14 protein-coding genes are annotated in these 17,226 nt (G+C 66.4%); 7 read left to right on the forward strand and 7 right to left on the reverse strand.

Annotation, left to right across the window (positions count from 1 at the left end; all coding sequences use genetic code 11):
- Nucleotides 1-8 precede the first annotated feature (8 nt).
- The 6 genes from PHI64_RS05940 to argH all read right to left on the reverse strand — a co-directional run bounded on the left by PHI64_RS05940 (nt 9) and on the right by argH (nt 5,881).
- Nucleotides 9-1,109 carry a nucleotidyltransferase family protein gene (locus PHI64_RS05940; protein WP_299880099.1) on the reverse strand — a complete coding sequence of 367 codons (1,101 nt, stop codon included), beginning with the start codon at nt 1,107-1,109 and terminating at the stop codon, nt 9-11.
- A complete protein-coding gene (locus tag PHI64_RS05945) occupies nt 1,106-2,020 on the reverse strand; it encodes an HprK-related kinase A (protein WP_299880102.1) in 915 nt (304 codons plus the stop codon). Before PHI64_RS05945 ends, PHI64_RS05940 begins: the two co-directional genes overlap by 4 nt.
- Nucleotides 2,017-2,331, reverse strand: a complete 315-nt coding sequence (locus PHI64_RS05950) for a PqqD family peptide modification chaperone (RefSeq protein ID WP_299880104.1) — start codon at nt 2,329-2,331, stop codon at nt 2,017-2,019. The genes PHI64_RS05945 and PHI64_RS05950 overlap by 4 nt, the downstream gene beginning before the upstream one ends.
- Before the next feature lie 17 nt (nt 2,332-2,348).
- Entirely contained in the window at nt 2,349-2,891 is a 543-nt protein-coding gene (locus PHI64_RS05955; protein WP_299880107.1) for a hypothetical protein, read from the reverse strand.
- 244 nt (nt 2,892-3,135) lie between these two features.
- A complete protein-coding gene (locus PHI64_RS05960) occupies nt 3,136-4,416 on the reverse strand; it encodes a serine/threonine-protein kinase (RefSeq protein WP_299880110.1) in 1,281 nt (426 codons plus the stop codon).
- Nucleotides 4,417-4,426: 10 nt separating this feature from the next.
- Nucleotides 4,427-5,881 (reverse strand): argininosuccinate lyase, encoded by a 1,455-nt coding sequence (argH, locus tag PHI64_RS05965; protein ID WP_299880113.1) that lies wholly within the window; start codon nt 5,879-5,881, stop codon nt 4,427-4,429.
- Nucleotides 5,882-5,966: 85 nt separating this feature from the next.
- On the opposite strand from argH, the gene PHI64_RS05970 reads away from it, so the two are divergent.
- The 3 genes from PHI64_RS05970 to PHI64_RS05980 all read left to right on the forward strand — a co-directional run bounded on the left by PHI64_RS05970 (nt 5,967) and on the right by PHI64_RS05980 (nt 10,033).
- Nucleotides 5,967-6,986: a histidine kinase gene (locus PHI64_RS05970; RefSeq protein ID WP_299880128.1), complete on the forward strand. Its 1,020-nt coding sequence runs from the start codon at nt 5,967-5,969 to the stop codon at nt 6,984-6,986.
- Entirely contained in the window at nt 6,983-7,759 is a 777-nt protein-coding gene (locus tag PHI64_RS05975) for a LytTR family DNA-binding domain-containing protein (protein WP_299880130.1), read from the forward strand. The genes PHI64_RS05970 and PHI64_RS05975 overlap by 4 nt, the downstream gene beginning before the upstream one ends.
- 144 nt (nt 7,760-7,903) lie before the next feature.
- Entirely contained in the window at nt 7,904-10,033 is a 2,130-nt protein-coding gene (locus PHI64_RS05980; protein WP_299880323.1) for a YgiQ family radical SAM protein, read from the forward strand.
- Between the two features lie 118 nt (nt 10,034-10,151).
- Here PHI64_RS05980 and ppc read toward each other — a convergent pair whose 3' ends face one another.
- Entirely contained in the window at nt 10,152-12,914 is a 2,763-nt protein-coding gene (gene ppc / locus PHI64_RS05985) for a phosphoenolpyruvate carboxylase (RefSeq protein WP_299880132.1), read from the reverse strand.
- A 203-nt stretch (nt 12,915-13,117) separates the two neighbouring features.
- Between ppc and hemC the strand changes: the two genes are divergently transcribed.
- From hemC to PHI64_RS06005, 4 genes are read left to right on the forward strand one after another with little or no spacing between them, the layout of a single operon-like run.
- Nucleotides 13,118-14,047: a hydroxymethylbilane synthase gene (hemC, locus tag PHI64_RS05990; protein WP_299880133.1), complete on the forward strand. Its 930-nt coding sequence runs from the start codon at nt 13,118-13,120 to the stop codon at nt 14,045-14,047.
- 12 nt (nt 14,048-14,059) lie between these two features.
- Complete coding sequence (locus PHI64_RS05995; RefSeq protein WP_299880134.1) at nt 14,060-14,851, forward strand: uroporphyrinogen-III synthase; 792 nt, start codon at nt 14,060-14,062, stop codon at nt 14,849-14,851.
- Between the two features lie 10 nt (nt 14,852-14,861).
- The gene (locus PHI64_RS06000; protein ID WP_299880136.1) at nt 14,862-15,965 is read left to right on the forward strand and encodes a uroporphyrinogen-III C-methyltransferase; all 1,104 of its coding nucleotides are present in this window, start codon (nt 14,862-14,864) and stop codon (nt 15,963-15,965) included.
- 8 nt (nt 15,966-15,973) lie between these two features.
- The gene (locus PHI64_RS06005; RefSeq protein ID WP_299880138.1) at nt 15,974-17,149 is read left to right on the forward strand and encodes a heme biosynthesis HemY N-terminal domain-containing protein; all 1,176 of its coding nucleotides are present in this window, start codon (nt 15,974-15,976) and stop codon (nt 17,147-17,149) included.
- The last annotated feature ends 77 nt before the right edge of the window (nt 17,150-17,226 follow it).

A 17,226-nucleotide genomic window follows, 5' to 3' on the forward strand; every position in this document is an offset into this window, starting at 1 on the left:
AAGGCGGCTCAGGCCGCCTTTTTTTCGTCCATGGGGGGGAGCGCTTCCGGCTTGGGCGGGAAGAGGGCCTTGTGGGCAAGGTGGTAGGCCAGCAGCAAGGGCGGCATGCGCAGCCAGTGGGCGCGAATGTAGAGGGCCTTGCGGGCTACGGATGTGAAGCGATCTGCGGTGCTGGGGTGCTGGGGCCGCAGCATCCGGCTGTACAGCAGATCCAGCAGGCGCTGACCTGCATTGCCTGAGCTGCCATTTCCCGCCTGTTTGCGGATGCGTGCCGGGATCGGGGTGTCGAGCAGACGTTCCGTATAGCGCAGGGCGAGATTGAGAGGGCCGGAGAGTTGCAGCCGCTGGGCCCGCGCAAGGAGGGCGTCCCAGGCTGCATCGTCCCGGCCCAGGTGTTTCAGGAGCAGATCCAGGTCGGTAAGGTCGCGCAGCAGGTTGTCCGGCTCGCCTTCATGGAAGAGGTGGGAGGCGCTGTGCAGGATCAGGTCTTCCAGGGCCAGGGTGCGGACGCCTGGCAGGTCGGGGATCTCCACGCTGGCCTCGATGAGCAGCCGCGCGTCGGGCTTGAGGCGGGCCGTGGGGGGCAGGATGGTGTGGTGCACATCCAGGGTGGTGCCTCGGAAAACATGGCGCATGGCCGGCAGCTCGTGCATCCAGCGTCGGTAATAGCGTTGGTCGTAGGCGTCGGTGACGCTGCTTTGCCAGCCGGTGAGCATCAGCGCTGATTCAGCCGTGTCCAGGCGTTCGTGGGGGACGAGGATATCGATATCAGCAAACAGCCGCCCTTGGGCGGCAGGCAACCGGCCGGCCACATAGGCCGCCCCTTTGAGCAGGATCAGAGGAATCTCGTAGGGGGCCAGCGCATCGCGCAGCAGTCGGGCTTCGCGACGGATCGAATACTGCTGCTGGGTCGCCATGATGGCGCCGGACTGCAGGTGATTGCGGGGGCGCCGGGGAATGTCGGCTTCCAGCCCGGCGGCACACAGCCGCTCGTAGAGGCGGCCGAGCAGGTTGGCGTGCCGGGTCTGGCGGACAAGCAGATCCCACTGGGCGGGGGAGAGCTGCCGGACGCTGTGCGGATCGCGCAGGGCTGCGAGCAGGTGGTTCACGCTTGCTCCCCGGCAAGTTGCTCGAAAACGGCAATGGCATCATCCAGCCGGCTGTATTCGAAACTGAAATTTCGGCACTGATCGACGGTACGGCCGACAGCCTCGAAGCCCCGGGCGCCAAGAATATGGTAGTTCATGGCATTGTCGGCCAGCTGCATGAAGGCGGCTCCATTGCCCATGGGCGTGAGGCGGGCATCGGCTCCGGCTTGGTAGCGGGGCAGGACCATCCAGGCAGCGCGCGTTGGCGTGTTGACGGCCTCGACGCTGGCCTGCGTGGGGGCCATCAGGGCCACGGTGCCCTTGGTTGTGTCGAGCACGGGCCGGGTCAGGAAGGCGTCCGGTGCATAGTTGCGGATGATGTCGATGGAGGCGTTCTTGAGGCTCACCGGGCGTGCCAGCCCCATCAGTTCGCCAGTGTCCAGGCGAATCATGGTGAGCTCGTCTGACAGCAGGCGCCAGCCGCGATTGACCAGCGCCGCGCACAGGGTGCTCTTGCCGGAGCCGGGTGGGGCAGGCAGGATGGCCGCCCGGTTGCCACGCGCCACTGACGCAGCATGGATGACCAGGATATGCTGGCTGTACGCGGTGATGCACCAGTTCAGCCCCCATTCAAGCATGGGCAAGGATTGATCCCGAGGGAGGGGGGTGAAGGGCTCGATGGCGTCGACGATGAAGCGGGCCTGGGGGCGTAGCCAGCGCCGCAGGCCGTGGCCTGGCTGGATCGCCACGTGGAAATCCACGAACCGGGTGTTGTCGATCAGCGGGTGGTGGGCGTAAAGGCGGGCCAGCTCGCCGGCGATTTCCGGAACGCCGCTCTGTAGCCGGCAGTTGAAGGGGCCGGCGGCCAGGCGAATGCCGTCACCGGCCAGACGTTCGCTGAACTCTGCGGGGGAAAGCGCGCTGACTTTCAATGCTGTGTGGCCTGAATCAGGCGGGCGTCGAGCAGGGCTTCCAGGGCAATTTTGACCTGGGCCCTGCATTCGGCAGGGTCTGCGTCCGGTTCTTCTTGCAGGACGGCCTGGCTTAATGCGGCTTCAGAAAGCTGTTGTCCAGGGGTCGAAAGCTGGTCGAGGATAAAGCGGGTGATGGGGGCGAGGAGAAGCGTTTCTCCTGCATGGGGGTCAAAACGCACCCAGCCCTCGTCGACACTTTTCCAGAGAATGCTGGGCAGTGCGTCGAAGAGGGCGTCGCAGGCAGAGTAGTGAATGCCGGCAGAGGGCAAATGCGCTTGGCCGGAGCTCAGGACAGAACGTAATCCAGGTAGGCTTCGACTTCGGCGGCATCCCACGAGTCGCCGGCACTGGCGGGGTAGGCGCCACCGATCACGCCCAGGTTCCACATGTCCTTGACGGTGGCCGCAGGCAGGAAGCTGCCGGCTTCGGCGCTCAGCAGGGCGGCGACGATCTTGGCATGCACGTTGGTGTTGCCCTTGGCCAGTGCCTGACCGAAGGTCGTGATACTCGGATCGATGGAGGCATTGAAGTTGGGCGGGGCGAAAGGCCTGTCCTTCTGCTCGATGGTCGCGTTGGTGTTCCAGTAGTTCACGCCGTTGAGCTTGGGCGCGCAGGGGGTGGTGCCGTTGCGGCTGAAATTGCCGGAAACGGAGAAACCCGACGGCAGCTTGCAGTTGGCAGCGAGTACCGGGGTGCTCTTGAGGGCGAGCAGAACCGGAGCACCGACCAGACCGGTCTGGATGAGTTTGCGGCGCGTGTTCTGGGAAGCGCTGACACCGGCTTCGGTCGTGCGCTGCTCGGCAGAATTTTCGGGGTGTTCCTGATTCATCCTAAACCTCTTTGGACTTGCGCCGGACACGGCGCGCGTAAATGCAGTATAGGCGGACCTGGCTTTCGCTTGTATGACCTATGCCCGCTCTTGGCTGATATTCTTTAAGCAAATCCTGTTCCAAAATGGGGTTTTCCCCATAGGGCAATGATTTTAAAAGAGAATAAAAAAAATACAGATGTTCTGCCAGGCCCTGGAAAGGGGGCGTGTCAAAAAAATCGACACGCATCAAGGGTTTGCCTCGCTAAATGCTGGCGATGCGGCTGTTCGCCAGGGAGAGCCGGGACGACAGGACTTCCAGGAAGCCCTTGTAGAAATGCATCTGGCACAGGGCAGAGGCGCGCAGCAGGGCAGGCGCGCGGATGGTGAGGATGCGCGTTTCGGCGGTGGCCTCGACCGAGGCGGTGCGTGCGCCGCGACCAGCGGCAAACAGGGCCATCTCGCCAAAACAGTCGCCAGCACTGAGGACGTTGAGAAGATGCCCCTTCTTGACGATGCGCAGCGCCCCTTCAATCACGAAGCAGAAGTAGTTGCCCGGTTCGCCTTCCTTCATGACCACGGTGCCCGGCGCAAAGAGCTTCCATTCGGCGAAGCGGACGATCTCCCAGATCTCGATGTCGCTGAACTCCCGGAAGAAGCGGAAGGCACGCACGCGTTCGAATTTCTCGCTGTCCGGCGGCTCTCCACGATCCGCCGTGAGGCTGCGGTTGCGGTAGGCCTGGGCGAGATCATGGGAGAACTCCATCCAGGTGCCGTAACGTTCGGAGATCTCCCGGCGCATGGCGCGGCCGACGATGGCGTTGAGCTCGGCGGGGATCTCCGGCCGGATGCTGACCGGGGGCGGAGCCTCGTGGTGGGCGATCTGGTACGCCATGTTCACGTTGCTGGTGGCGTCGAAGGGCAGCCGGCCGGTGAGGAGCTGGTACATCACCACGCCGAGGGAGTAGATGTCGGTGCGATGATCTACCGGCATCTCGCGCACCTGCTCGGGCGACATGTAGGCCGGTGATCCGAAGCCTGCCACCTGGGTGGTCTCGCTGGCGGTGAACAAGGCGGCGCCGAAGTCGGAGACCTTGATGTCCTGGCCTTCCGGGGTGGTCAGCAGGATGTTGGCGGGTTTGATGTCCCGGTGCGTCACACCCTGAAGGTAGGCGTGATCGAGGGCCCGGGTGCATTTGAAGATGATCTCGATGAGCCGCTCGAAGGGCAGCAACTGATCGGCGCGGGTGAAGGCTTCGAGGGTGCCCCCGGGGATGTACTCCATGACTACGTAGGCATCGTGGTCGTCGATCACCGCATCGTGGATCTGGATGATGTGCGGGTGCTGGAGCTTGCCGGCGAGGGCGGCCTCGTTGAGCAGCAGGTGGCGATAGAGGGCGCTGCGTTCACTGCCGCGCAGGGCTTCCGGGTGGAGGCGCTTGATGGCTACCTCCCGCTGGGTGAACGGATCGAAGCCAAGATAGACCTCGCTGGTGGCACCTTCACCAATCAGGCGGCTGATCTCGTACTTGCCGATCCGTTCCATGGGGCCGTCCTCAGGCGAGCTGACCGCGGGCGCGGGCAATGGCGGCCCGGACCTGTGCCGGGGCGGTGCCGCCGACATGGTCGCGGGCTGCGAGGGAGCCCTCGACGGTGAGCACCTGGAAGACGTCGTCGCCAAGGCGTTCCACGGCGCCGGGCACATGGGCCATGGCGCTGCGGAGGTCTTCCAGGGAAATCAGAGGCAGGTCCACACCCCGGACATCGGCGGCGCGTACGGCCAGGGCCACGGCCTCGTGGGCGTCACGGAAGGGCAGGCCCTTCTTGACCAGGTAGTCGGCCAGGTCGGTGGCGGTGGCGTAGCCCTGGGTGAGCGCAGCCTTCATGGCCTCGCCCTTGACGCGTACGTTGAAGACCTTCTGGCCGTTCTCGACGCGGCTGCCCATCATGTCGGCATAGATGCGCAGGGTGTCGATGGCGGTGTCGGCGGAATCGAACAGGGGCTCCTTGTCTTCCTGGTTGTCCTTGTTGTAGGCCAGGGGCTGGCCCTTCATCAGGGTCAGAAGGGAGACCAGGTTGCCGTTGGCGCGGCCGGTCTTGCCACGTACGAGCTCGGGCACATCCGGGTTTTTCTTCTGGGGCATGATCGAGCTGCCGGTGCAGAAGCGGTCAGCCAGGTCGATGAAACCGACGCGCGGGCTCATCCACAGGATCAGCTCTTCGGACAGGCGCGACAGGTGAGTCATGAGCAGCGACACGGCGGCGCAGAATTCGATGGCGAAATCGCGATCGGAAACGGCATCCAGCGAGTTGTAGCAGACTTCCTCGAAGCCCAGCAGCTCGGCCACGTATTCCCGGTCGATGGGGAAGGTGGTGCCGGCCAGGGCGGCGGAGCCCAGGGGCAGGCGGTTGACGCGTTTGCGGCAGTCGGCAAAGCGCTCGGCGTCGCGGCGGGTCATCTCGTAGTAGGCCATCAGGTGGTGACCGAAGGTGACGGGCTGGGCCACCTGAAGGTGGGTGAAGCCGGGCAGCGGGGTGTCGGCGTGGTGTTCGGCGAGGTCGAGCACCGCCTGCTGGAACTCGCGGATCAGGCCGAGGATGGTGTCGATGGCGTCGCGCAGCCACAGGCGGATATCGGTGGCCACCTGGTCGTTGCGACTGCGGCCGGTGTGCAGGCGCTTGCCGGCGTCGCCCACCAGGGCGGTCAGGCGCTTTTCGATGTTGAGGTGGACGTCTTCGTCGTCGAGGTTCCAGTTGAGCTCGCCGCGTTCGATCTCGCCGACGATCTGGGCCATGCCCCGCTCGATGTCGGCCAGGTCGGCTGCGCCGATGATGCCCTGGCGGGCGAGCATGGTGGCATGGGCCAGGGAGCCGCGGATGTCCTGGGTGGCCATGCGGTTGTCGAAAAACACGCTGGCGGTGTAGCGCTTGACCAGGTCGGAAACAGGCTCGGTGAAACGACCGGACCAAGCCTTGGCGGCGCCGTCCTGGGGTGCGGAGTGATCTGCCATAATTATTGATGCTCTCAGCGATAAGAGGGCCGTGTGCCACGGAGAGAAGCCCGTGGATTCAAGGTTTTGGCCCGTTTTTTGACCCATGAGTATAAAGCAAAACCCGCGCCGCGCCGGCCGTGGCCGCTATGAAGGGACCTTGCCCGATTTCCGCAACCTGGGCGTCGTACTGCGGATGCTGCTGCTGGTCAATGGCCTCGCCCTCGTGGCCGTGCTGATCCGTAACCGGGAGCTCGTGGTGCTCGGGGAGGAGATTCTCGACATGGCGCTACGTGTCGAGTTTCCCCTGATCCTGTCGGTGGCGGCCTTGTTTTTGCTGCGGACGCCTCTGCAGCGCCTGCCATACCGCGTTGGTCTGGTGGGCACCGGGGCCGTGGTGATAGGGGTGGTGCTGGGGGTTCAGGGCCTGCTGGCACCGCTCGGCTATGGCGGCGGCGGGCGTCCACTGTTGTGGTCGATGGTGACGGCGGGGTGTGTGATGACTTACTTCCATCTGCGGGGGGCCGCCCAGGCGCCGGTGCTGGCGGAAGCCCGGCTGTTGGCTTTGACCGCCCGTATCCGCCCCCATTTTCTGTTCAACAGCCTCAATGGCGTGCTTGGGGTGCTGCGCTCCAATCCGCGTCGCGCCGAAGAGGGGCTGGAGGAACTGGCCGACCTGTTCCGTGCCCTGATGCAGGATAACCGCGAGTTGGTACCCCTTGCCGACGAGATCGTGCTGTGCGAGCGCTATCTCAATCTGGAGCGCCTGCGGCTTGGCGATCGGCTGAAGGTGGCTTGGCAGCGGGATGCCGCGGCGGAGGAATCCCTGGTGCCGCCCCTCTTTCTTCAGCCTTTGGTCGAAAACGCGGTGTATCACGGTGTCGAGCCTGGTGCCGGGCCAGGCCAGGTTTCCATTTCCATAGCCCGGCGCGGCCCGGAGGTGGTCATCGAGATCGCCAATCCGGTGATTGACGCCGAGCAACATCATGCCGGCAACCGCATGGCGCTTGATAACATCCGCGAACGTCTGATGCTGTTCTATGACCTTGAGGCGGCCCTCGACACCGAGCAGACGGACGATGCCTATCGGGTGCGCATTCGCCTACCCTTCCGGAGTGAACGATGAGTGATGACGTGCCCCTGGCCCCCCTGGCGGTGCTCTTGGTCGATGACGAGGCGCCGGCCCGGGAGCGTCTGCGCGACCTGCTGGGGGATCTGGCCGAGCAGCAGCCCACCCGGATCATCGGCATGGCGGCCAACGGTGTCGAGGCCCTGGCGCTGCTGGAGACCGAGCCGGCGGACCTGGTGATCACCGACATTCGCATGCCGGTGATGGATGGCGTCGAACTGGCGCGCCACCTGGGGCGGCTTGAGCCAACACCGGCGGTGATCTTTTCGACGGCCTACGATGAATACGCGGTGCGCGCCTTCGAATTGGCGGCTGTGGATTACCTGCTCAAGCCGGTGCGGGCCACCCGTCTGGCCGACGCCCTGGCCAAGGCCCGCCGCCTGCGCCCCCAGGCCGATGAAGTGCTGCGCCGGATGGCGCCGGCCACCCGCAGCCATTTCAGCATCAGCGAGCGCGGGCGCATCTTGCTGGTGCCGGTGTCCGAGGTGCTGTTCCTGAAGGCCGAACAGAAATATGTGGTGGCGCATACTCGGGAGCGGGAATACCTTCTGGATGAATCTCTGGTGCAACTGGAGGAAGAGTTTCCCCAGCGTTTTCTGCGCATCCACCGTAACTGCCTGATCGCCCGCCCGGCCGCCCGGGGCGTGGCCAGGGCTACCACTGGTGAAGATGGAGAAGCCCACTGGGTGATTCTGCTCGACGGGCTGGCCGGACAGCTGCCGGTCAGCCGGCGCCAGTGGCCTGTGGTCAAGGAGGCACTCGGCCTGTGATACGCAGTGGAGAACGTCCGTTTTGACGGGTGTTTCAAAGTGGGCTCCCGTACAATTCGCCCCATGGAAAACCCCGGCCTCACCCCCTCGCTGCCCGCCTATCCCCGTCACCGGCCCCGCCTCCGACCGGCGCCCTTTCTGCCCATGTCCCGGGCCGAGATGGACGTCCTGGGTTGGGACGCCTGCGACATCATCATCATTACTGGCGACGCCTATATCGACCATCCCAGCTTCGGCATGGCCCTGATCGGCCGTACCCTGGAGGCCCAGGGCTTCCGGGTCGGCATCATCAGCCAGCCCGACTGGCATTCGGCCGATGCTTTCCGCGCGCTGGGCAAGCCGCGCCTGTTCTACGGCATCACCGCCGGGAACATGGATTCGATGATCAACCGCTACACCGCCGACCGCAAACCCCGCTCCGATGACGCCTACACGCCTGCCGCCGAGCCCGACAAGCGGCCGGACCGGGCCGTGGTGGTGTACGCCCAGCGCGCCCGCGAGGCCTACCCGGACGCCAACATCGTGATTGGCAGCATTGAGGCCAGCCTGCGCCGCATCGCCCACTACGATCACTGGTCCGAGAAGGTGCGCCGCTCGGTGCTGCCCGATTCCAAGGCCGACCTGCTGGTGTTCGGCTCGGGTGAGCGGGCGGTGATCGAACTCGCCCATCGCCTGGCTGCAGGGGAGCCCATCGAGGCCATCCGCGACCTGCGCGGCACCGCCTTCATGGTCAAGCCGGGCTGGCGGCCGGAGGGGTTCGTGGAGGTCGCTTCCATCGACATCGACCGGCCCGGCCCCGTCGAGCCGCACCGCGATCCCTACGCCATGGAGCCCGCCGGGGCACCTGCAGGGGCGACTTCAGGCGCCCAATCCACCACCCAGCCCATCCGCATCATCCCTGCCGCAGAGCGCGTCGCTGCGCGCAAGGCCGACCGGGCACGCCAGGTCATCCGCCTGCCGGCTTACGAGGTGGTCAAGGACGACAAGGTGATGTACGCCCACGCCTCACGCACCTTTCATCTGGAGTCCAACCCCGGCAACGCCCGGGCCATGGTGCAGGCTCACGGGGTGGGCCCCGGTTGTCGCGACGTGTGGCTCAATCCGCCGCCTATCCCCCTCACCACCGAAGAGATGGACTGGGTCTTCGGCCAGCCCTATGCCCGGCAACCCCATCCGAGCTATGGCGAGGCGCGTATCCCGGCCTGGGACATGATCCGCTTCTCCATCAACATCATGCGAGGCTGTTTTGGTGGCTGCACCTTCTGCTCCATCACCGAGCACGAGGGGCGCATCATCCAGAGTCGCTCGGAGGCCTCCATCCTCAAGGAGATCGAGGAGATCCGCGACAAGACGCCGGGTTTCACCGGCACCATCTCCGACCTGGGCGGCCCCACCGCCAACATGTATCGGATGGCCTGCAAGGACCCGAAAATCGAGTCTTCCTGCCGGCGTCTGTCCTGCGTATTTCCGGGCATCTGCGAGAACCTCGGCACCGACCACGGCCCCCTTATCCAGCTCTACCGCAAGGCGCGGGCTATCCCGGGGGTCAAAAAGGTGCTGATCGGCTCCGGCCTGCGCTACGACCTGGCCGTGCGCTCGCCCGAGTACGTGAAGGAGCTGGTCACCCACCACGTGGGCGGCCTGCTCAAGATCGCCCCGGAACACACCGAGGATGGTCCCCTCGACAAGATGATGAAGCCGGGCATCGGCACCTACGACCGCTTCAAGGAGATGTTCGAGCGTTTCTCGAAGGAGGCAGGCAAGAAGCAGCACCTGATTCCTTACTTCATCGCCGCTCACCCGGGCACCACCGATGAAGACATGGTCAACCTGGCCCTGTGGCTGAAGGGCAACAACTTCCGCCTGGATCAGGTTCAGACTTTCATGCCGACGCCCATGGCCATGGCCACCACCATGTATCACACTGGCAAGAACCCCTTGCGCAAGGTGTCGGCCGACTCGGAGGCGGTGGAGACTCCGAAGTCCGGGCGCCAGCGCCGCCTGCACAAGGCACTGCTGCGCTACCACGATCCGGAGGGCTGGCCGCTGATCCGCGAAGCCCTGCGGGCCATGGGGCGAGCCGACCTGATAGGTGCTCAGGCCCGGCACCTGGTGCCCCGCGACCAGCCGGTGGTCCTTGATCGAAGCCCGGCCGGCAAGCCGGGCGCTTCCCGCAAGAGTGGGGGCAAGGCTGACAGTCCGGTGGGGGCCCGGCGAGCCCCGCCACCGACGCGGCGCGGTAGTGGCGTGGTACGCAGAGGGTCGGGCAAGTAGGCCCGGATGGGCTGCCAACCGGCGTCTGACACAGCCAAGCCGAGCCGGCTCCCCGCACGATCCGGGTGGGCGTCCTCAACCGGGCCACCCGGGGGCTAGAGAGCCAGGGTTGACGGCCTCAGCCGCTGTTGCGCAGGCCCGCGGCGATGCCGTTGATGGACAGGTGGATGCCGCGCCGCACGCGCTCGTCCTGATGGCCCTCGCGGTAGCGGTGGAGCAGCTCGACCTGCACGTGGTTGAGCGGGTCGAGGTAGGGAAAGCGGTTGCGGATGGAACGCTTGAGCAGAGGGTTTGCGTCCAGCAGTTCGCCCTGGCTGGTGATGGCCAGCAGCATCTCGATGGTGCTGGCGTGCTCTTTGGCGATGCGCGGGAAGATGGCTTCGCGCAGGGCACCGTCCTTGACCAGCTCGGCATAGCGGCTGGCGATGGCGATGTCGCTCTTGGCCAGCACCATGTCCATGTTGGAGAGCAGGGTGGCAAAGAATGACCATTCCTTGTGCATGGCCCGGAGGCGTGCCAGGCCGGCGTCGCCGTGCGCCTTCAGATAGGCATGGACCGCCGAACCGAAGCCGTACCAGCCCGGCAGCATGATGCGGCACTGGGCCCAGCTGAACACCCACGGAATGGCCCGCAGATCCTCGATGGCGGTGGATTTTTTGCGAGAGGCTGGGCGGCTGCCGATGTTCAGCGCCGCGATTTCGGAGATCACCGTGGATTCCCAGAAGTATTGCTCGAAGCCCTCGGTTTCATAGACCAGGTTGCGGTAGGCCTTGAAGGCGGCGTGCGACAGCTCGTCCATGGCCTCCAGGTATTCGGGGCGGGGGGCCGGGTCGCGGGGGGCGAAGAGGGTGGCTTCCAGGGTGGCGGCAGCCAGCACCTCCAGGTTGCGTCGGCCCACCTCGGGGTTGGCGTACTTGGAGGCGATCACCTCGCCCTGCTCGGTGAGGCGGATCTGGCCCTGCACGGCGCCGCCCGGCTGGGCCAGGATGGCCTGGTAGCTGGGGCCGCCACCGCGGCCGACGGAGCCGCCGCGGCCGTGGAACAGGCGCAGGCGTACGCCGTGGCGGGCGAAGGTGTCCACCAGGCCGATCTCGGCCTTGTAGAGCTCCCAGCCCGAGGTGAGAAAGCCGCCGTCCTTGTTGCTGTCGGAGTAGCCCAGCATCACCTCCTGCTCCTTGCGGCGGGATTCCAGCAGCGCCATGTACTCGGGGATGGCGAACAGGCGGTCCATCACCCCGGCGGCGTTCTGCAGGTCGCCGATGGTTTCGAACAGCGGAATGATGTTCACGTCCAGCGCACCTTCGAGAGGGCGCAGCAGGCCGGTTTCCTTGGCCAGTACAGCCACTTCGAGGATGTCGGAGACATCGTCGGTCTTGGAGATGATGCAGTTGGGCACTGCGGCCTTGCCGTAGCGCAGGTGGGCGGCGCGGGCTGCGCGGAAGATGGCCAGCTCGCCCTGGCTCTCTTCGGAGTAGTCGATCCACGGTGAGGCCAGCGGGCGTGGGGTAGCCAGCTCTTCAAGCAGCATCGCGATGCGCCCGGCCTCGTCCAGAGCCAGGTAGTCGCGGTTCGGGTCGATGGCCTTGATGAGTTCGGCGACGACGCGCTCGTGTACGTCGGAGTTCTGGCGCAGGTCGATGGGCGCCAGGTGGAAGCCGAACACTGACACGGCGCGGCGCAAGTGGCGCAGACGTCCGCGGGCGAGGGCGCCGAGGCCGTTGGCGGTGAGGGAGCGATGCACCACTTCCAGCTCGTCCGACAGTTCGTCGGGGCTGGGGTAGGGGGCGGCAGGGGCTACCGCATGGCGTGGCGGCTGATGGCCGAGCAGTTGAGTGTAGGTGGCGGCCAGCCGCGCATAGACGCCCGTGAGGGCGCGACGGTAGGGCTCATCGCTACGGTGGGGCGAGCCGTCGGGCGAGGCTTCGGCGAGGCGCAGCAGGGCGTCGGACGCGCTCACCAGGCCCTGGGCCACAGACAGCTGGGAGCCCAGGGTGTGGATCTCGTCCATGTAATAGGTCAGGACTTTCTCGGCCTGGGTGGCCAGGGCCCTTTCGAGGATCTCGGCGGTGACGAAGGGGTTGCCGTCCCGGTCGCCGCCGATCCAGCTGCCCACGCGCATGAAGTTGGGCAGCTCAATTGCGCCCCAGCTGCGGTCGTGGCGGGTCAGGCGGTCTTCCAGCCCGGCGTACAGGCGGGGGAGTTCGCGCAGGAAGGTGTAGTCGAAGTAGGACAGGCCGTTGGATACCTCGTCCATCACCGACAGTTTTTCGGTGCGCAGCATGCGCGTCTGCCACAGGGTAAGCACCGCCCGGCGCAGGGCCTCCTCGTTGGCCTGCTGCTCGTCGGGGGTGAGCTGCATGCGGTCGCGTGCGTCCAGCAGACGGGCGATGACCATCTGGCAGTTGAGAATGCTCTTGCGCTGGACCTCGGTGGGGTGGGCCGTGAGCACCGGCACGATGTTGGCCGTATCGAAGAAGGACACCAGTTCGGGGCTGCCCAGGCCGGCGGCAAAGGCGCGGTCGAGGGCGTGGGCCAGGCTGCCTTCCTTGGGGGCCGAGCCGGCGATCTGGTGGGCCCGGGAGCGGCGGATGTGGTGTTGATCTTCGGCGATGTTGGAGAGGTGCGAGAAGTAGCTGAAGGCCCGCACCACGTCGATGGTCTGGTCCCGGGACAAGGAGTCGAGGGTGGCCTCCAGTTCGCGGCGGGCGCCGTGGTCTTCGTGGCGGCGGAAGCGGATGGAGCTCTGGCGGATGGTCTCCACCAGGTCGAACACCGCCTCGCCCTCCTGGGCGCGCACAGTGTCGCCCAGCACGCGGCCGAGCAGGCGGATGTCGTCGCGGAGGGGGAGGTCTTTGTCTTCGCTGGTGTTCTTGTCGCTCATCGTGGCGGATCCTGTCCTGTCGGTTGCTGTCGGCGCGAAAGGCGCATCAGGGCCCCATGCTAGAATCCCGACCCGAATGGCCGCCATAGGTGCCTACCCTGATGCTGCACTGCGGAAGCCCGCAGAGTGCCCCGGTTGGCCCGTGCTTGTCCATATCGCCGCGTCGCCCCGATCATCCTTTCAGCCAGCCGAGCCCGAATACCGTGAGCGCACCTACGCCCGACCGCATCGTCATCGCCACCCGTGAAAGCCGCCTCGCCCTGTGGCAGGCCGAGCACATCAAGGCCCGTCTCGAAGCCCTCTATCCGTCCTGCTCCGTGGAGCTGCTGGGCATGACCACCCGCGGCGACCAGATCCTCGACCGGCCGCTGGCCAAGGTGGGCGGCAAGGGCCTGTTCGTCAAGGAACTCGAAACCGCGCTGCTCGACCGGGCCGCCGACATCGCCGTGCACTCCATGAAGGACGTGCCGATGACCCTGGCCCCCGAGTTCGCGCTGGTCGCCATCGCCGAGCGCGAAGTGCCGCTGGACGCCTTTGTGTCCAACAAGTACGAGAGCCTCGACGACATGCCGCCGGGCGCCGTGGTGGGCACCTCCAGCCTGCGCCGGGAGTCCCAGATCCACGCCCAGTACCCGATGCTGGCCGTGAGCAGCCTGCGCGGCAACCTCGACACCCGCCTGCGCAAGCTCGATGAAGGCCAGTACGACGCGATCATCCTCGCCGCCGCCGGCCTGAGCCGCCTGGGCCTGGGCAGCCGCATCCGCTCCACGCTGCCTTCCGAAGTGTCCCTGCCGGCCGCCGGCCAGGGCGCGCTGGGCATCGAGGCCTTGGCCGACCGCCCCGAAGTGGCTGCCTGGATCGCGCCCCTGGCCGACCCCCGCTCCGCCGCCTGCGTGCGTGCCGAGCGTGCCACCTCCCGAGCCTTGGCCGGTAGCTGCGAAGTGCCGCTGGGGGCCTATGCTGAAGTGCAGGGTGGTGAGCTGTGGCTGCGTGGCTTTGTGGCCCTGTCGGACGGTTCCCGCATTGCCCGAGCCGAGCGCCGTGGCCCCATCGACCAGCCGGAAGCCCTGGGTCTGGCCCTGGCCGCCGACCTGCGGGCCGATGGCGCCGACGAGATTCTCGCCAGCCTGTAAGCCGTAGCCGGAATGGGTGAGCTGCCTCTCGCCGGGCGTTCCATCGTCATCACCCGCCCTGCCGGGCAGGCCGACAGCCTGTGCGCGGCGCTCGGAGCGCTGGGGGCCGAGCCCCTGCGCTTTCCCCTGCTGACCATCTCTCCTGTACCCGACGTGGCACCGCTTGAGCGCATGGCGCGGCGTCTGGGGGAGTTTTCCCTGGCCTTCTTCGTCAGCCCCAATGCGGTGAATCTTGGCCTCGACGCGCTGTTACGGGTAAGCCCGTGGCCCGCCGGCTTGGCCGTGTCCACCGTCGGAAAGGGCAGTGAGGCGGCGCTGGCTGCCCGGGGCTTTGGCCGGATCATCGCCCCCGACAGCGGCTTCGATAGTGAATCCGTCCTCGCCCTGCCGGCCTTCCAGGCCGCGGCAGTGAGGGGGCTGAGGGTGCTGGTCCTGCGCGGCGATGGCGGGCGCGACCTGCTCGGTGACACCCTGCGTGCCCGCGGGGCACTGGTTGAATACCTGACTTGCTACCACCGCAGTGGCCCCGTCGACGACCCCGCGCCCTTGCTGGCCCGGGCCCGACAGCGCCGCCTTGATGCCCTGACGCTGACCAGCAGCGAGGGCCTGGCTTACCTCGAAGCCCTGCCTGGCGGCGAGGCCCTGCGTGGGGTGCCGGTGTTCGTTCCCCATCCACGTATCGGCGAGCGAGCCCGGGGAGCCGGGTTTGCTTCAGTCATCACCACTGCAGCCGGGGATTCCGGGTTGATTGACGGCCTTGTCGCCCATTTTTCCGCGCGCAACCACAACACTTATCCGGGTTAAACTCACGCCCATGAGCAGCGAAATCCCCAGCCTTCCGCCCCTTGAGGCGGCCCAGCCCGCCGTGCCGGCGCAAGCCGCCCCCTCCACCTGGCTACGTCCTTCCGTTGTCATCGCTACCCTGGCCTTGGTCTTGCTGGGCTGGCAGTGGGTGGAAACCCGTGGCCGGCTCGCGGAACTGCAGGAAGAGCTGGCAAAGCGTTTGTCCGACGGTGATTCTGTGGCCCGCGAGGCCCTGACCCTGACCCGGCAGAATCAGGAGAACCTGCAGGACCTGCAGAACAAGCTGGGGGGGCTGGATGCCCGCTTTTCCGAAACCCAGGGGCAGCAAGTAGCCCTGGAGGCAATGTACCAGGAGTTCTCGCGCACCCGGGACGACCGGGTGCTGTCCGAGGTGGATCAGGCCGTAACCATCGCGGCTCAGCAGCTCCAGTTGGCCGGAAACGTGCACAACGCGCTGGCGGCCCTGCAGACCGCGGATGCCCGCCTGGCCAGCGTCGATAGGCCCCAGTGGCTGTCGGTGCGCAAAGCCTTGGCGGAGGACATCGATGCCCTCAAGGCGCTGCCCCAGGTGGATTCCGCTGGCGTGGCGCTCAAACTTGAAACCCTGATGGGGCGCCTTGATGCGCTGCCGCTGGCCTTTGAGGCCCGCCCCAAGGCGCAGCCGACACCCCGTGACAGCGAATCGGGCTGGTTGTCGGCCCTGTGGCTGGAGTTCTGGGGCGAGTTCAGGCAGCTGGTGCGCATCGAGCGCATGGACCGCCCCGATCCGGCCCTGCTGGCGCCCAGCAATGCCGTGTTCCTGCGCGAAAACCTCAAGTTGCGCCTCATGAATGCCCGGCTGGCCCTGCTCACCCGTGACGGCAACACCTTCCGTGAGGACATGCGTTTGTCGGCCAGTTGGCTTGAGCGCTATTTCGACCTGCGCAATGCCGCTGTGGCCACCGCTCGTGACGAGCTGCTGGCCCTGCAGAAATCCCCGGTTGGCGTTGATCTGCCTCCCCTGCTGGCCAGCCAGAATGCTCTGCGCGGTCTGCAGGCTCTTTCCGAGCGCAGGGCAGAGCCGGTCCCGGCCAGTCCGGCGGCCAAGGCGGCCCGTCCGGCCAGGAAGAACTGAGGCCGGCCATGCGAGGATTGCTGTGGTTGATTGGCCTGTTTGCCCTGGCCGCCGGACTGGCGGTCGCTGGCCGCTACAACGAGGGGTATGCCCTGCTGGTGTGGCCGCCGTATCGCATCCAGATCTCCATGAACCTGCTGTTTCTGCTCTTGGTGGGCAGCTTCGCAGCGCTCTACGCCCTGTCCCGGTTGGTGGCCCGTACGGCCGCGCTGCCTCGTGCAGTGCAGAGCTTCCGGGCCCGCAAGAGCCGTGAACGCGCTTCCCAGGCGCTCTACGATGCGGCCCGGCTGCGTATCGAAGGGCGCTTCGGGCAGGCTCTCAAGCAGGCCAGCCTGGCCTATGAGGCCAAGGAATCTCCGGGTCTGGCGGCGCTGCTGGCTGCCCGGGCAGCCCACTCCCTGCGGGACGAGACACGTTACCGGGAGTGGTTGGACAAGGCCGCCGGGCACGATCACGAGGTGCGTGTTGCGCGCTTGATGACAGAAGCCGAGTTGGCAGTGGAGGGGCGCCGTTTTGATGAAGCGGCGGAGCGCATTGAAGATCTGCAGGCCGGTGGGCAGCGTCATATCGCCGCCCTGCGCCTGGCCCTGCGCACGGCCCAGGCCAAGGGCAACTGGGTCGAGGCGGTGCGTCTGGTGCGACAATTGGTCAAGGTCAAGGCACTGACCGCGGAACAGGCCGACCCCGTGAAGCGGCGTGCTCACCAGGAAGGCCTCCGGCAGCGGGCCGGCGATGCCCAGGCCCTGCTGGCCTACTGGCATGATGTACCCCGGGATGAGCAGCGCGATGCGCGGCTGGTGGGCGAATTTGCCAGGGCCCTGCTCGCCTCAGGCGAGAGTGGTGCAGCCCAGAAGGCCATCGAGTCGCAGCTGGCCCTGGCCTGGGATTCAAATCTGGCCGACATCTACGGGCGTTGCGAAGGGGGCGATGTACGCAGTCGTCTGGCCAGCGCCGAAGACTGGCTGAAACGCCACCCGCGGGATCCGCAGCTCCTGCTCAGCCTCGGCCGCCTGTGCGTGCAGTCCCAGCTGTGGGGCAAGGCCGAAAGTTACCTCGATGCGGCGCTGGCCATCGAGCCGGGTTGGGAAGCCCACGTGGAGCTGGCACGCCTGGCCGAACGCATTGGCCGGACCGATGATGCCAACCGTCACTACCGCGCCGCGGCGGAGCTTTCCCGGCGCTGAGCTCGCGCCCGGCTTTTCGTATCCTGCCGGGCGGAATACCATATGCGTTTTTTTTGGGGGGCGAGCCGTCCGTCGCG

The sequence above is a fragment of the Zoogloea sp. genome, from assembly GCF_028689785.1.
Lineage (GTDB): Bacteria > Pseudomonadota > Gammaproteobacteria > Burkholderiales > Rhodocyclaceae > Zoogloea.

What these genes read in the sequence shown, in the direction of transcription:
- PHI64_RS06000 (WP_299880136.1), top strand. Translation starts at nt 14,862, where the DNA reads ATGAGCAGCGAAATCCCCAGCCTTCCGCCCCTTGAGGCGGCCCAGCCC.
- ppc (WP_299880132.1), bottom strand. Translation starts at nt 12,914, where the DNA reads ATGAGCGACAAGAACACCAGCGAAGACAAAGACCTCCCCCTCCGCGAC.
- argH (WP_299880113.1), bottom strand. Translation starts at nt 5,881, where the DNA reads ATGGCAGATCACTCCGCACCCCAGGACGGCGCCGCCAAGGCTTGGTCC.
- PHI64_RS05955 (WP_299880107.1), bottom strand. Translation starts at nt 2,891, where the DNA reads ATGAATCAGGAACACCCCGAAAATTCTGCCGAGCAGCGCACGACCGAA.
- PHI64_RS05975 (WP_299880130.1), top strand. Translation starts at nt 6,983, where the DNA reads ATGAGTGATGACGTGCCCCTGGCCCCCCTGGCGGTGCTCTTGGTCGAT.
- PHI64_RS05960 (WP_299880110.1), bottom strand. Translation starts at nt 4,416, where the DNA reads ATGGAACGGATCGGCAAGTACGAGATCAGCCGCCTGATTGGTGAAGGT.
- PHI64_RS06005 (WP_299880138.1), top strand. Translation starts at nt 15,974, where the DNA reads ATGCGAGGATTGCTGTGGTTGATTGGCCTGTTTGCCCTGGCCGCCGGA.
- PHI64_RS05970 (WP_299880128.1), top strand. Translation starts at nt 5,967, where the DNA reads ATGAGTATAAAGCAAAACCCGCGCCGCGCCGGCCGTGGCCGCTATGAA.
- PHI64_RS05980 (WP_299880323.1), top strand. Translation starts at nt 7,904, where the DNA reads ATGTCCCGGGCCGAGATGGACGTCCTGGGTTGGGACGCCTGCGACATC.
- PHI64_RS05995 (WP_299880134.1), top strand. Translation starts at nt 14,060, where the DNA reads ATGGGTGAGCTGCCTCTCGCCGGGCGTTCCATCGTCATCACCCGCCCT.